Origin of the sequence: Aureimonas ureilytica (assembly GCF_001475935.1) — a bacterium.
GTDB classification, from domain to species: Bacteria; Pseudomonadota; Alphaproteobacteria; order Rhizobiales; family Rhizobiaceae; genus Aureimonas; species Aureimonas ureilytica_A.
This window is the reverse complement of the sequence record NZ_LDQA01000015.1, coordinates 1-13632: the sequence shown is the minus strand read 5'-3', so window position 1 is coordinate 13632 and position 13632 is coordinate 1. Positions and strand designations below refer to the sequence as shown.

14 protein-coding genes and 1 pseudogene are annotated in these 13632 nt (G+C 68.1%); 4 read left to right on the top strand and 11 right to left on the bottom strand.

The genetic code is table 11. The annotated features are described in order from the left end of the window. Nucleotides 1-468, bottom strand: a complete 468-nt coding sequence (locus tag NS365_RS06005; protein ID WP_058599378.1) for a DUF2269 family protein — start codon at nt 466-468, stop codon at nt 1-3. Nucleotides 469-672: 204 nt separating this feature from the next. Between NS365_RS06005 and NS365_RS06000 the strand changes: the two genes are divergently transcribed. Next, nucleotides 673-1740 carry a pyridoxal phosphate-dependent aminotransferase gene (locus tag NS365_RS06000; RefSeq protein ID WP_058599377.1) on the top strand — a complete coding sequence of 356 codons (1068 nt, stop codon included), beginning with the start codon at nt 673-675 and terminating at the stop codon, nt 1738-1740. 13 nt (nt 1741-1753) lie between these two features. Here NS365_RS06000 and NS365_RS05995 read toward each other — a convergent pair whose 3' ends face one another. The 3 genes from NS365_RS05995 to NS365_RS05985 all read right to left on the bottom strand — a co-directional run bounded on the left by NS365_RS05995 (nt 1754) and on the right by NS365_RS05985 (nt 7822). Further along, the gene (locus NS365_RS05995) at nt 1754-5308 is read right to left on the bottom strand and encodes an error-prone DNA polymerase (RefSeq protein WP_058599376.1); all 3555 of its coding nucleotides are present in this window, start codon (nt 5306-5308) and stop codon (nt 1754-1756) included. Then, entirely contained in the window at nt 5305-6792 is a 1488-nt protein-coding gene (locus tag NS365_RS05990; RefSeq protein WP_244498387.1) for a Y-family DNA polymerase, read from the bottom strand. The genes NS365_RS05995 and NS365_RS05990 overlap by 4 nt, the downstream gene beginning before the upstream one ends. 70 nt (nt 6793-6862) lie before the next feature. Beyond that, a complete protein-coding gene (locus NS365_RS05985; protein ID WP_058599375.1) occupies nt 6863-7822 on the bottom strand; it encodes an ImuA family protein in 960 nt (319 codons plus the stop codon). 416 nt (nt 7823-8238) lie between these two features. On the opposite strand from NS365_RS05985, the gene NS365_RS05980 reads away from it, so the two are divergent. Further along, nucleotides 8239-8661 carry a metallopeptidase family protein gene (locus NS365_RS05980; RefSeq protein ID WP_058599374.1) on the top strand — a complete coding sequence of 141 codons (423 nt, stop codon included), beginning with the start codon at nt 8239-8241 and terminating at the stop codon, nt 8659-8661. Here the strand turns inward: NS365_RS05980 and NS365_RS05975 are convergent, their stop codons facing one another. From NS365_RS05975 to NS365_RS05950, 6 genes are all read right to left on the bottom strand, one after another. Beyond that, nucleotides 8662-9327 (bottom strand): TIGR02117 family protein, encoded by a 666-nt coding sequence (locus NS365_RS05975; protein ID WP_058599373.1) that lies wholly within the window; start codon nt 9325-9327, stop codon nt 8662-8664. 32 nt (nt 9328-9359) lie between these two features. Continuing rightward, nucleotides 9360-9662: a hypothetical protein gene (locus tag NS365_RS05970; protein ID WP_058599372.1), complete on the bottom strand. Its 303-nt coding sequence runs from the start codon at nt 9660-9662 to the stop codon at nt 9360-9362. Continuing rightward, entirely contained in the window at nt 9659-9865 is a 207-nt protein-coding gene (locus tag NS365_RS05965) for a DUF1737 domain-containing protein (RefSeq protein WP_058599371.1), read from the bottom strand. The genes NS365_RS05970 and NS365_RS05965 overlap by 4 nt, the downstream gene beginning before the upstream one ends. After that, complete coding sequence (locus NS365_RS05960) at nt 9862-10746, bottom strand: HpcH/HpaI aldolase/citrate lyase family protein (protein WP_058599370.1); 885 nt, start codon at nt 10744-10746, stop codon at nt 9862-9864. The genes NS365_RS05965 and NS365_RS05960 overlap by 4 nt, the downstream gene beginning before the upstream one ends. Nucleotides 10747-10891: 145 nt before the next feature. Further along, entirely contained in the window at nt 10892-11320 is a 429-nt protein-coding gene (locus tag NS365_RS05955; RefSeq protein ID WP_058599369.1) for an organic hydroperoxide resistance protein, read from the bottom strand. Nucleotides 11321-11439: 119 nt separating this feature from the next. After that, nucleotides 11440-11904, bottom strand: coding sequence for a MarR family winged helix-turn-helix transcriptional regulator (locus NS365_RS05950; RefSeq protein WP_058599368.1), 465 nt, complete (start codon nt 11902-11904; stop codon nt 11440-11442). 213 nt (nt 11905-12117) lie between these two features. Here NS365_RS05950 and leuD point away from each other — a divergent pair, with 213 nt between their 5' ends. Together leuD and NS365_RS05940 are read left to right on the top strand one after the other, a co-directional pair. Then, complete coding sequence (gene leuD, locus NS365_RS05945; protein ID WP_058599367.1) at nt 12118-12723, top strand: 3-isopropylmalate dehydratase small subunit; 606 nt, start codon at nt 12118-12120, stop codon at nt 12721-12723. Continuing rightward, nucleotides 12723-13118: a RidA family protein gene (locus NS365_RS05940; protein WP_058599366.1), complete on the top strand. Its 396-nt coding sequence runs from the start codon at nt 12723-12725 to the stop codon at nt 13116-13118. Before leuD ends, NS365_RS05940 begins: the two co-directional genes overlap by 1 nt. Before the next feature lie 96 nt (nt 13119-13214). Here the strand turns inward: NS365_RS05940 and NS365_RS24435 are convergent. Continuing rightward, nucleotides 13215-13632 (bottom strand): annotated as a pseudogene (locus tag NS365_RS24435) (hypothetical protein); the annotation flags it as partial.

Sequence of the window (13632 nt, the reverse complement as noted above, 5' to 3'; positions counted from 1 at the left end):
TCAGAAACTCGGCTTGGCGATCATGAGCCAGAGGATGGCAACAACCGCGCCGAAGCCCGGAAAGCCGAAGACGAACCAGATGCGAAAAAGCCTGTGATAGCGCGGCGGCAGCGGCTCGGCCCGGGCGGCGGCTTCCTGCGCCAGATCGCGCATCCGGGCCTGAATCCAGACCACCGGCAGCCAGAACAGGCCCGCGACGCCATAGAGCGCCAGCGAGGCGACAACCCAGGGCTCGCTCATGGCATAGCCGGCTTCGCGCATCAGGAGATAGCCGGTGATGGGCTGAAGCGTCACGGCGGAGGCGGTAAACAGAAGATCGGCCGTCACCACCACGCCGGCCGTGCGCGCGACGAAGGCGGCGTCGCGCGTGCGGTGGGCCATCAGCATGAAGAAGGCGATGCCCGTTCCCGTCCCCAGAATGACGGTGGCGCCGAGAATATGCAGGTATTTCAGCAGGAGATAGGTCAAGGGACTGTCTCGGATGTGGGCCGCCGGAGACAATCTCACACCTCTATCACAGACCCGTAAACGCTCGACTCGCAGTTGTGGATAGGGCTAACGGATGGGAAGAAAGGCAACCTGAGCCGGCCGACATGGGAGCGCTTCGCCCCTCGCCAATGCGCCTTTCGCCGGTCTATCAAAGGCGCGCGCAACGCGGGGAGCTGTCGTTTCATGAGCCGTTTCTGGAGCCGGATCGTCCACACGCTGGAGCCCTATGTGCCGGGCGAGCAGCCTCGCGTCGCCAATCTTCTGAAGCTGAACACCAACGAGAGCCCTTATGGCCCCTCGCCCCGCGCGCTGGAGGCGATCGGCGCGGCGGCCTCGGACGATCTGCGGCTCTATCCCGATCCGTCCTCGCTGGCGCTGCGCGAGGCGATCGGCGCGAGCTTCGGCCTGTCGGCAGGCGAGGTCTTCGTCGGCAACGGGTCGGACGAGGTTCTGGCCCATGTCTTCCAGGCGCTTCTGAACCACGAGCGGCCGCTGCTCTTCCCCGACATCACCTATGCCTTCTATCCGACCTATGCCCGGCTCTTTGGCATTCCTTACGAGACCGTGGCGCTGGACGAGGGGTTCCGGGTGCGGGTGGAGGATTACCGCCGGCCCTGCGGCGCGATCATTCTGACCAATCCCAATGCGCCGACCGGCATCGCCTTGCCGCTGACGGCGATCCGCCGGCTGTTGGAGGATCACCCCGACCAGCCGGTGGTCATCGACGAGGCCTATGTGGATTTCGGCGCAGAGAGCGCAGCCGGTCTCATCAGGGACCATCCCAACCTTCTGGTGGTGCAGACCTTTTCCAAGTCGCGCTCGCTGGCGGGCCTGCGCGTCGGCTTCGCGCTCGGCCAGCGCGGGCTGATCGAGGCGCTGGAGCGGGTGAAGGACAGTTTCAACTCCTATCCGCTCGGCCGCCCGGCGCAGGCCGGCGCGCTTGCCGCCTGGCAGGACCGGGACTGGTTCGAGCATCACACGGCGCTGACGGTCGCCGCGCGGGACGAGCTTTCAGTCGCGCTTGGAGGCCTCGGCTTCGGGGTTCTGCCGTCCCGCGCCAATTTCCTGTTCGCTCGGCACCCGGCGCGGGCGGGCGCCGACCTCGCGCGGGCGCTGCGCGAGCGGGCCATTCTGGTGCGCCATTTCGCGCGCCCGCGCATCGCGGATTTCCTGCGCATCACGGTCGGCACACCGGCCGAATGCGAGCGGCTGGTGGAGGCGCTGCGGGAGATTTTGGCGCGGGACGCCTGATACCCCGACGCTCTCAATGAAAGTTGCGCCCCTTGGGCAGGACGGCATGGGTGCGCCGCGCCTCGTCCTCCACCGCGCCCGGCCGCTCGCCCAATCGCGCCTCCCAGGGCACATCGGGCATGGCGCGGCCCTCGCGCGGGGTTCGGTGCAGGTTGACGCGGCCTTCGGGCTGCGGGCGGCGGAACTCGTCGGCGCGCGAGAGAACCGCGCCGAGCGCGCTCGCCGCCTCCACCACATCGGCCGGAATGGGCCGCTGCAACGCGCGCTCATTCCCGTGATAGCGCAGGGGTTTGCGCACATGGTCGGCCGGTTGCAGCGTGTTGGTGCGCTCCAGCCCACCTTTCGAGAGATGAACGAGAAGCGGCGAGAGGTCTTCCAGCCGCTCGGCCACGAGATGCTGCACGCCATGATCGCGCTGGATGCGTCCGGAGATGCGGATGAAGCGCGCGCCGAGCACGACGGATCGGAAGCGCTCGAACATGGTCTTCCAGACCACGATATTGGCGACGCCCGTTTCGTCCTCCACCGTGATGAAGACGACGCCCTTGGCCGAGCCCGGCCGCTGGCGGATCAAGACGAGCCCGGCGACATCCACCCGCCGCCCCGGCTTCACCTGATCCAACGCCGCCGTCTGGACGATGCCGAGATCGCTCAGGTGCCCGCGCAGAAAGGAGATCGGGTGCGCCTTCAGCGAAAGGGACAGGAAGCGGTAGTCGTTCACCACCTCCTCGCCCTCCGGCATGTCAGGCAGTTGGGCGGGCGCTTCGGGGCGCAGGTCCGGCCCTTTGGCGAGTGCAAAGAGCGGCAGGTCCTCCACCGGCTCGTCCAGCCCCTGCACCGCCCAGAGCGCGGCGCGGCGCTTGAGACCCATGTCCTGAAAGGCGTCGGCATCGGCCAGCCGCTCCAAGGCGCGGCGGGACAGGCCGCTGCGCTGGCGCAGGTCGTGCAACGAGCGAAAGGGGCCGCCCGCCTCGCGTGCCTCGACCAATCGCTTCATATCCGCGTCGCCCAAGCCCTTCACCTGCCGAAAGCCGAGCCGCAGCGCATGGCGCGTGCGGATCGCGCCGGCCATCTCGCGATGGCGCGGGTGCATGTCGCGCGGGTCGAAGCGGCCGGGCTCCAGCGCGGAATCCCAGCGCGAGCGGTTGACGCAGACGGCACGCACCTCCACCCCGTGCTCGCGCGCGTCGCGCACGATCTGCGCCGGGGCGTAGAAGCCCATGGGCTGCGAGTTGAGAAGGCTGGCGGCGAAGACATCCGGGAAATGGCACTTGATATAGGCCGAGGCATAGACGAGCAGCGCGAAGGAGGCGGCATGGCTTTCGGGAAAGCCGTATTCGCCGAAGCCCTCGATCTGGCTGAAGCAGCGCGCGGCAAAATCGGCCTCGTATCCCTTGGCGATCATGCCGGAGATCATCCGCTCCTTGAAATGCGTCACCTGCCCCGAGCGCTTGAAGGTCGCCATGGCGCGACGCAGCTTGTCCGCCTCGGCCCCCGTGAAGCCGGCTGCCACCATGGCGATACGCATGGCCTGTTCCTGGAACAGTGGAACGCCGCAGGTGCGCTCCAGAATCTCGCGCAATTCCTCGCTCGGAAAGTCGGGCTTCTCCAGCCCCATGCGCCGCCGAAGATAGGGATGCACCATGTTGCCCTGGATCGGGCCGGGGCGCACGATGGCGACCTGGATGACGAGATCGTAGAACTCGTTGGGCCGGAGCTTGGGCAGCATGGTCATCTGCGCCCGGCTTTCGATCTGGAAGGTGCCGAGCGTATCCGCCCGGTGCGTCATCCGCCAGACCGGGGCATTGGGTGGCTCGACGGGCAGCGTGTCGAGCGAGGCCGCCCGCCCATCGCCCGTCGCCTCGCCGGGATAAAATCGGTTCAGCATCTCGAAGGCGCGGCGCAGGCAGGAGAGCATGCCGAGCGCCAGAATGTCGATCTTGAGAATGCCGAGCGTGTCGAGATCGTCCTTGTCCCACTCGACGATGATGCGCCCCTTGCTCCCCGTGTTCAGCACGGGCACGGTCTCGTCCACCCGGCCGCGCGTTAGCACGAAGCCGCCGACATGCTGCGACAGATGGCGGGGAAAGCCCGCGAGTTGATGGGCGAAGTCGAGCACATGGCGCGTCGTGCGATCCCCAGCCGATAGGCCCGCCGCCTCGGCCTCCGCCGCGCCGAGATCGCTCGCCGAATAGCCCCAGACCGAGCCCGACAGGGCGCTCAAGGCGTCTTCCGACAGGCCGAAGCACTTGCCGACCTCGCGCGCCGCCGAGCGGGCGCGATAGGTGATGACGGTGGCGGCGATCGCGGCCGAGTCCCGCCCATAGAAATCGTAGATCCAGCGGATCACCTCGTCGCGCCGCTCGTGCTCGAAATCGATGTCGATATCGGGCGGCTCGTCGCGCTCGGCGGAGATGAAGCGGTCGAAGAGCAGCCCGGCCTTGTCGGGGTGAACCTCCGTCACGCCGATGCAGTAGCAGACCACCGAGTTGGCCGCCGAGCCGCGCCCCTGGCAGAGGATTTTCATATCGCGCGCGGCCTGCACGATGCGGTGGACGGTGAGGAAATAGGGCTCGTACTTCTTCTTCTCGATCAGCTCCATTTCCTTTTCGATCCGCGCGAAGATCGCGGGCGGAACGGGTTTGGGGTGGTAGCGCCAGGCCGCGCCTTCATAGGCGAGACGCCGCAACTCCTCGGCCGGGCTGACGGACAGGCCCAACGCCTCGTCGGGATAATCGTATCTGAGGCTGGCAAGGTCGAACTCGACCTCTTCGAAAAAGCGCCGTGCCTCCTGGATCGCCCCCTCGTGCCCGCGAAACAGCCGCAGCATCTCGCCCTCGTGTTTCAGCCGTCGCTCGGCATTGCGGGCCAGCCGAAAGCCGGCTTGGGCGAGCGGCACATGCTCGCGAATGGCGGTCACCACATCGCTCAGGGGCCGGCGCTCCGTGCCGTGATAGAGCGCGTCATTGGTCGCGAGAAGCGGCGCCTTGAAGCGTTGCGCCAGCGCCTCGGCGCGCTCGATCCGCCGTCGATCACCGCCGTCGAAGCACGGGGCGAGCGCGAGGCGCACGGCCTTGGGAAAGGCCGTGACGAGTAGCGCGAGGGACTGAGTTAGCCGGCGTTCCGCCTCCTGCGCTTCCTGCCCGTCGCCGCCGAGTTCCTCCGGCGCGAGCAGCGCGAGGCTGAGACCTTCGCCCCATTCGACGAGATCGGCCAAGGTCAGGTGGCATTCACCCTTGGGCGCGCGCAGGTTTCCTGTTGTCAGAAGCCGGCAAAGCCGCCCCCAGGCGGCGCGGTCGCGCGGATAGGCGAAGAAGTCGGGCGTCTCGTCCTGGAAGACGAGGCGCGTCCCGGCGCGAAAGGGCATCTGCACCAGTTGCGCCTGCCCATAGGCGCGCACCACGCCCGCGACGCTGTTGCGATCGGCCAGCCCCAGCCCGCCCAGCCCCAGCGCCTGGGCGGCCACCACCATCTCGCCCGGCTGCGAGACGCCGCGCAGAAAGGAAAAGGTCGAGGCCGCGCCGATCTCGCAAAAGCCGGGGCCGGGCGGCAGGAAGCCCGATGTCACGCGAAGAGCCCATGCAGAAACCAGCCGGACGCGCCGTCCGGCCGCGCCCCCTCGCGAAACATCCAGTAGCGCCGGCCGCCCTCGTCCTCGACGCGGAAATAGTCGCGCTCCGGCGCGGCATCCTCGCGCCACCATTCGGGCGCGATGCGCTCCGGCCCCTCGATCCGCTCCACGCGGTAATGTGCGCGCCGCCAGCGAAACTGGCGGATCGGCCCGTCCGGCACCTCGGCCGTGGCGCTCACCGGCTCGGGCGGCACGAGAAGCCGGAGCGGCCGGGGGGCGAGCGGCGTGTCCGAGCCGCCCGCGTCCGACGCACTCAGCCATTGGACGCGGTGCTGGGCGCGCTCGGGCCGGTGGCTCTCGTCCGGCTCCAGCGAGAACAGCGCGGTTTCGCCGAGCCGCGTGGACAGGCGGTCGAGAAGTTCGGCCAAGGCTTCGGGCGCGCTCTCCTCTTGCGTGAGGCTCGTCTGCGCTTCCGCCATCGCCTCCGTCTCCACCACCGACAGGCGCAGGAGATCGTAGCCGAAGCCGACATCGAGATCGTCGCCGATCCCCTTCAGCCGCTCGGCGAAGAGACGCTCGATGCGCCGGGGATCGCGCAAGGGGCGGGCGCTGCGCACGGGAAGCCGCTCCACCCGTCCATCGACGCGAAACAGCGTGAGCTCCAGCCGCCGCGCGCCTTGCCCCCGCGCTTCCAGCTCGGGCTTGAGATGACCCGCCAAGTGGTTCGCAATGCGCAGGATGTCGTCGGACAGGCTCACGGGTTCGAAGAGAAGCCGCTCGTGCGTCAGCGAGGCCACAAAGCGGCGCGGCTCGATCGGTGGGCGATGGCGGCCGGTCAGGGCGTCGAGCCGTGTCAGAAGCCCCGAGCCAAAACGCCGCGCGAGCTGCGCGCGCGACAGGGCCAGAAGGTCGCCGATGGTCGCAAGGCCGAGCCGGGCGAGACGCCCGCGCTCCTCTGCCCCGATCCGCAGCGCGGCGATCGGCAGCGCCGTCAGGACGGGCGGCTCGGCTCCCTCCAGCAGACAGGTGCCCGGCCGGTGCCGCGCCAAGGCGGAAGCCAGCGCAGGATGCGAGGCGAGGCCCCAGCCGAGCGCGAAGCCTTGCGCGCGAAACCGCAACTGCACCTCGCGGCACAGGCCCCCTTCCCCGCCGAAGAGATGCGCGCAGCCGGAAATGTCGAGCACGAGCCCCTGCCGCCCATCCAACGCGACCAGCGGCGTGTAACGCTCGGCCGCGTCCGCCAAGGCTTCCAGAAGATGCCGGTCGGCCGCGCGGTCGCTCTCGCACAGCTCCAGTTCGGGAAAGCGCGCTCGCGCTTCGGCGACGCCCAGCCCCGGACGCAGACCGAGCCGAGCTGCCAGATCGCAGAGCGCCACGAGCCGCTCGGCGCCGTTCTGCCGTTCATAAAGGGCGAGCGGGCGCAGCACCTCGGCGCCGGGCGCGGGCTCGCGCTGCGAGGGGCGCAGCGTGGCGGGCGGCATGGTGGCCGGCGGCCGATGGCCATTGCCTGCCCCCAGGCGCGGCGTCAGGACGGGCGCGCCAGCACTCGTGTCAGGAGGCGTGGAGGCGAGGCTCGGCCCTTCGACTCCCTCCGTCTCGAGCCGCCAGGAGCGACCGAATTTCTGCCGTCGCAGCCGGTCCGTCGGCAGGCGGGGAAAGAACAGGGCGAGAAAGCGCGGCGGCACGCTCGGCTTGGACGAATCGACGCTCATGGACGTTCCACTCCAGATGGAATTGGCCAAGACGGCCATCGCGGGATTTTTCGATCGCTACGGCAAAGGCGGGCGCGCCGAGGCAGGAATGGACCTCCAGCCCCGGCACGCGGCCCGCCGGCGCGGCGGAAAGTTGCAGGCGCAAGGGCGCGGCGGTGGTTTCGGCCGAGCCGCCCTGTCGCAGAACGAGAACCGGCCGCGTCGCGTGGCGCGAGCGCCAGTGCAGCCGGCGCGAGCCCTCCAGCGACAGCGCGGCGGGGTTGTTCTGCACCTCCAGAAGCGTCAGCGCCGGCGCGCCGGAGCGCGCGGCCTCTTCCGCCGCCCAGAGCGCGTCCTCCAGCCGGCGCGCGCGCACCATCACCAGCGCGGCGGGGTCGAGCCCGAAGGCGACGAGCCCCGGCCGATAGGGATAGCCGGCATCCGTCAGCGTCGCGGCGGGCGCGATCCAGACGAGCGGGCGCCGAGGCGAAGCGCCCAGCCGCACCGCGAGCGCCAAGGCGAAGCCGAGCCCCGCGCCTCCGTCCCGCACGGTCTCGACCCGGATTTCCGACAGGCCGGCTTCGGGAAAGCCACCGCCGAGCGCTTGGTCGATCCTGTCCGCGCCGAGCCGGCAGACGGGCAGAGCAGGACGAAATTCCTCTTCCGCTTTTTCGATCTCGGCTTGTGCCGGACCGTCTGTTCCCGCTTTACGGGGAGTATCCCACGTCTCGGATGGGCGGTGCTCGATCCGGCGGATCGCCTCGCGCAGGGTGTTGAGCTGCCGCCCATTTGGGGTCGCGCCCGCGGCGTCGGCAGACAATAGAGGGTCCGCCGAAACGCTTGACGAAGCCTTGTTTTCTCTGGATGAATCCAGACATCTGTCAAACACCGGCCCCTCATCCCAAGGCGCGGCAAAGGCGGCTTTTGGTTGGACCCCCGACATGAACGTCTCCTTCGGACAAACCCTCGTCAGCCCTGAGGCTTTGTCCGAAACGGCATCTGTTCCCTCTATGTTCCTATGAATTCCAGAGCTGCCGATTCGAGTCAATCGATCAGCATCAAGGATTACATTCCTTGTTCACAGCTCTTGCGCGGCCCTGTGGAAAACCGGGGGCTTGGGTCTCTCATAGGGAAAGATGCGCGTCCGCGCGCATTCGTGAGCCGAAGCGGGCTCGCAGGGTGCGCCGCGATATGCCACGACACGATGAGCTTCGTGGGACTGGGAAAGGGAATGCGATGGGTCAGCGCGATCAGGCGGGGGACTGGGGCCAGCGCATGGCGCCGAGCCTGGAGGAGATCGAGGCCTTGGCGCTCGACGCCTATGCGCAGCTGCCGCCCGAATTTCGCGCGCTGTCGGGCGAAATTCGCTTCCACATCGCCGACTTCCCAGAGGACGAGGTGGTCAAGGCGATGAATCTCGAAAGCCCCTTCGATATTCTCGGCCTCTTCGAAGGCCGGCCCGTGGCGGAAATGGCGGTCGGCGCGACGGGCGAATTCCCCAACCGCATCCTCCTCTACCGCCGCCCGATCCTCGACTATTGGGCCGAGCACGAAGAAACCCTCAGCGCCCTCGTCTCCCACGTCCTGATCCACGAAATCGGCCACCATTTCGGCCTGTCGGACGACGACATGGAAGCGCTGGAGGCCGAGGCGGATTGATCACCCCAAGACCTTGGCCTCGTGCCAGTCCAGCCCCCACAAAAGCAGCGGGGGCAAGGGGGACCAGAGGCTGGTGGTGAGGCCGGCTTGGCGCAGGGCTTGCGCCGTCCAGGTGTTGCACCCGAACAGGAGATTGAAGCCGCCGCGCGCTTCGTAGAAGCGGTCATAGGGGCCGTAGGAGAAGCCGGGCAGGATCTCCGGCGCGCCGGATGGGGTGCGCTGGAAGCTCGCATCGATGAAGCGCAGAAGCGCTTGGAAGGCCGGCTCGCTCAAACTGAGGCGGCGCAGGCCGGGCTCCTCGCCCGTCAGCGCGGGGGCGAGCGAGAGATGCAGCACCGAGCGATCATAGGTGAAGGAGTGCCAGAGCGCGCCCACCGTCAGGTCGCGCCATTCCGGCGTCTGCGTGTAGAAGGCCCGCCCGCCCCAGCCGACCGCGATGGCGCCGACACGCGGATCGTCCAGCGGCAGCCCGTCGCCGGCCAGAAAGGCGAAGCGTGCCAAAACATCCGGCGTCGCGGGCAGGAGAATGTCGGTGTGGATCGGGTTGGCGGCCAGCAGCACGACCCGCTCGTTGCCGGCCTCCGGTGGCGGAAAGCGGACTTCGGGCGCGCGCGGGATGGCGAGCGCCAGAAGCGCGAGGCCGGTAAGGCTCGCGGCAAGCGCCACTCCTGCGGCGAAGAGCGCCCGACCCCAGCGCCTCAAGAGCGGCGCGCGCTTCGACGCTGCAACCGCTCTTCGGCCCGACGCAGCGCCTCCTCCCCGCGTGCAAGGCCTTCGTCGCCTTGGCGCACAGCGTCCTGTCCCGTGCGGACCGCAGCGCCGGCTCGGCGCAACACTTCGGCACCAAGATCGAAGGGCGCGCCCCGGAGCGAGCCCAGCGCGCGCAGAGCCGTTTCCGCTTGGCGCAAGCCGGCTTCGCCCTCGCGAAGCCCTGCTTCGCCAGACCGCAGCCCTGCGCGTCCGGCCCGCAGACCCAGACGGCCGAGACCGAGCGGGTTCATTGCTCGCCGAGTTTCATCGCGGGATCATAGTCCTTGCCCTCGACGATCTTGGTGACGGGCTGGGCGCATTTCATGACGCCTTCCTTTGCGTCGAACGCATAGGCCGGGCTGCCGGCGAGTTCCCAGCCCTTGGACAGGGCCAGCGAAACCTTGTGGCAGAAGGCGGCGTCGTCCACGCCGGTGAGCAGGCGATAGAGCTTCATGGGTTTGTTCTTTCCTCGATCGAAGCGGCGCGGGCGAGCAGGCGCTCGGCCGCCTGTAAGTGTAGGAGTTCCACCATCCGCCCCTCATGGCGGATGACGCCGCGCCCGGCATTGTCCGGCGCGGCAAAGGCGGCAACGAGGCGGCGGGCGCGCTCGATCTCCTCGCTCGATGGCCCGAAAGCCGCGTTGGCGCCCGCGATCTGCGCGGGATGAACAAGCGTTTTGCCGGCAAAGCCCATGCGGCGCGCCTGCGCGCATTCGGCTTCGAAGCCCCCGATATCGGTGAGATCGGACCAGACGCCGTCGAGCACGGGAACGCCGGCCGCCTTGCCGGCGACGAGAACGGGGCCGAGCCAGGGCATGAGTTCGGGGCGGCCGGGGGAGAGTTGGAGATCGGCGGCCGAGACGAGATCGTTCGGCCCGATCGCGAGCGCGCCGAGCCGGTGGCGCAGGCGCGCCTCCGCGATGTCGGGGGCATGGCGCACGCCGCGAGGCGTTTCCACCATGGCCCAGAGCCGGAGGCTTTTGGGCGCGTCGGTTTCCACCAGCGCGTCGTCGGCCTCGTGCAGTTGACGCGGCCCCTCGACCTTGGGCAGGAGAATGGCATCGACGCGAGCCCCGCGCGCCATCAGGAGGTCTTCCGTGCCATGCCGCGTGGCGAGCGGATTGATGCGCACGACGCGCAGGATGGAACCGGGCGGGCGGGCGAGAAGATGGGCGCGCAGGCGCTCGCGCGCGGCGTCCTTTTCCTCATCGGCCGCCGAATCCTCCAGATCGAAGATCAGCGCGTCGGCCTTCAGCGTGGCGGACTTGTCGAGCGCCCGGCCGTTGGCGGCGGGCACGAAGAGAACGGATCGCAGGAGCGGTTCGGCTTCGGTCATGGCGTGAAGGTCTGCCCGATCCCCCCGGCCTGTTCAAGGCGGGCGTGATGGAGAAGGCCATGAAAAAGGCCGGAGCGCGGACGCGCCCCGGCCTCGAGTCGTGACGAGAGCTCAGGCAAGCTTTGCGCTCACATGAGCGCCGCGCTTAGGCCAACGTCAGGCCGACATTGACGTTGTTGCGCGTGGCGTTGGAATAGGGGCAGACCTCGTGCGCGGCGGCGATCAGCTTTTCGGCCTCTGCACGATCCACGCCCGGAAGGTCGATCGTGAGGTCGGCGGTGATGCCGTAGCCGCCTTCCGAGCGCGGGCCGAAGCCGATTTCGGCCGTCACCGTCGCCTCGGCCGGAACCTTGACGCCGACCTTGGACGAGACCGCGCGCATGGCGCCCAGGAAGCAGGCCGAATAGCCGGCGGCAAAGAGCTTTTCCGGATTGGCGCCGACGCCGCCGGGGCCGCCCATTTCCTTGGGAACCACGAGCTTCACATCGACCGAACCGTCGTCGGAGCGCGCCGCGCCGTCGCGGCCGCCGCCGTTGGCCGTGGCCTTGGTCTTGTAGATGACGTCAACGGGCATGGGAATCGTCCTTTGAATTTATGGGAAGTAGAAGGGTTGAACGGAGCGCGTCGCCCGACAAGCGACACGCGGAAGGGCCACGCCCGCCGAGGCGGGCCGACCGAAATCGTCGAGGCGTCTCAGACGGCCCGGCGCTGGTGCCCGTAGGTGCTCGCCAAGGCATCCCGCAGGGCGCGAACCTCTTCGTTGAGGGCCATCACCCGATCCAGCGACATGCCGGATGCGGACAGCAGCTCCTGGGCAAGGCAGGCGCTCTCCTCGCGTATGGCGCGCCCCGCTTCGGTGAGCGACACCGTGACCTGTCGCTCGTCCTCCGGATTGCGCCGGCGCGTCACGAAGCCGGATGCTTCCAGGCGCTTGACCAGCGGTGTCACCGTGCTCGGCTCGAGGTCGAGCCGGTCGGCGATGCTGCTGACGCTCGGCCCGTCGCCCTCCCAGAGAACGGACAGAACGAGATATTGCGGATAGGTAAGCCCCAGCCGATCCAGGATCGGCTTGTAGGTTCGCCCCACGGCCATGGACGCGCCATACAGCGAGAAGCAGAGCCTGTCGTCTAACGGGATCGGACGCTCCAACCGCGTCATGGCCTGGTGTTCCTCTCTGTTGATTCGGTTTTAGTTTATCGCGATAAACATTGCAACGCGTTTTTTCATCATCATCTGCATTTTCGAAAGCGCCCCTCCTGCCGAAAGGGGTTGGTCGAAGGGCATTGGAGGGTGTAACGACACCGACACGAAAATTTTCCGGCCTCTCTTCAGGAAAATTCCATCCGAGCCTCAGGGGAAAGGATCGCCATCATGCAGAAGTTCGATCAGCTGACGGGCGTCGCGGCGCCGCTTCCGACGCTTAATGTCGATACCGACATGATCATCCCCAAGGATTACCTGAAGACGATCAAGCGCACGGGCCTCGGCGTCGGGCTCTTCGCCAATCTGCGCTACAAGGAAGACGGGTCGGAGGACGAGAGCTTCGTCCTGAACCGCCCGGCCTATCGCAAGGCCGAGATTCTGGTGGCGGGCGACAATTTCGGCTGCGGCTCCTCGCGCGAGCACGCGCCCTGGGCGCTTCTGGATTTCGGCATCCGCTGCGTGATCTCGACGTCCTTCGCCGATATTTTCTACAACAACTGCTTCAAGAACGGCATTCTGCCGATCCGCGTCAGCCAGGCAGAGTTGGACGCGCTGATGGCGGACGCCGAGAAGGGCGCGAACGCCACGCTCAGCGTCGATCTCGAAGCGCAGGAAATCCGCCGGCCGGACGGCGGCGTGATCCATTTCGAGATGGACCCGTTCCGCAAGCACTGCCTCATCAACGGGCTGGACGATATCGGCCTGACGCTGGAGCGCGAAGCCTCCATTTCCGGCTTCGAGCAGCGCCTCGGCGCCGAGCGCCCCTGGGCCTGATGGAGAGTGAGGCCAGGAGCCGGCGGCTCGTCTCCACCGGCTCGCCCTTCGAGCGGCAGGCCGGCTACAGCCGCGCCGTGGCGCTCGGCAACATCTGCGAAGTGTCGGGCACGACGGGCTACGACTATCGCACGATGACCATGCCGGAGGATGTCGGCGAGCAGACCGAGAACGCGCTGGCGACGATCGAAGCCGCGCTGCGCGAAGCCGGCTTTGCGATGAGCGACATCGTGCGCGTTCGCTATATCGTGACAGACGTTCGCTTCGCGGATGCGGTCTTCGCGGTCACAGGTCGCTGGTTCGGCGAGATTCGTCCGGCCGCGACGATGATCGTGGCGGGGCTGATCCGGCCGGAAATGAAGGTCGAGATCGAGGCAAGTGCGCTTCGCGCCTGATCGGTGAAGCCTCGCAAATCATTCAAAAAAGAAGCCCGGCGCGGGACCGTCCCGCGCCGGGCTTTTTCGTGATCGGCCCTGACGGCGCGACGAGCCTCAGCGGCTCATGCGCTCGAACCCATCGTTGCCGCCGAGATCCAGCGAGAAGCCGCCCTTGACGTCGCGCTGCGTGGCGGCAAAGCCGGCCGCCTTGGCTTGCAGCGAATGGACGGGGTTGGCATCGCCCGCTTCGAACAGGTCGTCGGCATCGGCAAGATGCACCGCCGGGGCCTTGGCGGGCGAGGTCGGCTTGTTGGCAGGCTGAGCCGCGCCCTTGCCCGTAGCGGACGGTGCCGGAGCGCGCGCGGGGGCCTTGGACACAGGCCGGGCCGAAGATGCGCTGGGCGCTCCGCGCTTGAGGGCAGGAGCCTGAGACGCGCCCGACTTGCGCGCGTCCACTTGGCGGTTGGTGGTTTCGATCTCCAAGGCTTCCGCCTGGATCAGCGCGTCGCGCTCGGCATCCGTCATGCGGAAG

Coding starts and splice junctions, on each gene's coding strand:
- NS365_RS06000 (WP_058599377.1), top strand. CDS start 673: ATGAGCCGTTTCTGGAGCCGGATCGTCCACACGCTGGAGCCCTATGTG.
- NS365_RS05990 (WP_244498387.1), bottom strand. CDS start 6,792: ATGCCGCCCGCCACGCTGCGCCCCTCGCAGCGCGAGCCCGCGCCCGGC.
- NS365_RS05980 (WP_058599374.1), top strand. CDS start 8,239: ATGGGTCAGCGCGATCAGGCGGGGGACTGGGGCCAGCGCATGGCGCCG.
- NS365_RS05970 (WP_058599372.1), bottom strand. CDS start 9,662: ATGAACCCGCTCGGTCTCGGCCGTCTGGGTCTGCGGGCCGGACGCGCA.
- NS365_RS05965 (WP_058599371.1), bottom strand. CDS start 9,865: ATGAAGCTCTATCGCCTGCTCACCGGCGTGGACGACGCCGCCTTCTGC.
- NS365_RS05960 (WP_058599370.1), bottom strand. CDS start 10,746: ATGACCGAAGCCGAACCGCTCCTGCGATCCGTTCTCTTCGTGCCCGCC.
- NS365_RS05955 (WP_058599369.1), bottom strand. CDS start 11,320: ATGCCCGTTGACGTCATCTACAAGACCAAGGCCACGGCCAACGGCGGC.
- NS365_RS05950 (WP_058599368.1), bottom strand. CDS start 11,904: ATGACGCGGTTGGAGCGTCCGATCCCGTTAGACGACAGGCTCTGCTTC.
- leuD (WP_058599367.1), top strand. CDS start 12,118: ATGCAGAAGTTCGATCAGCTGACGGGCGTCGCGGCGCCGCTTCCGACG.
- NS365_RS05940 (WP_058599366.1), top strand. CDS start 12,723: ATGGAGAGTGAGGCCAGGAGCCGGCGGCTCGTCTCCACCGGCTCGCCC.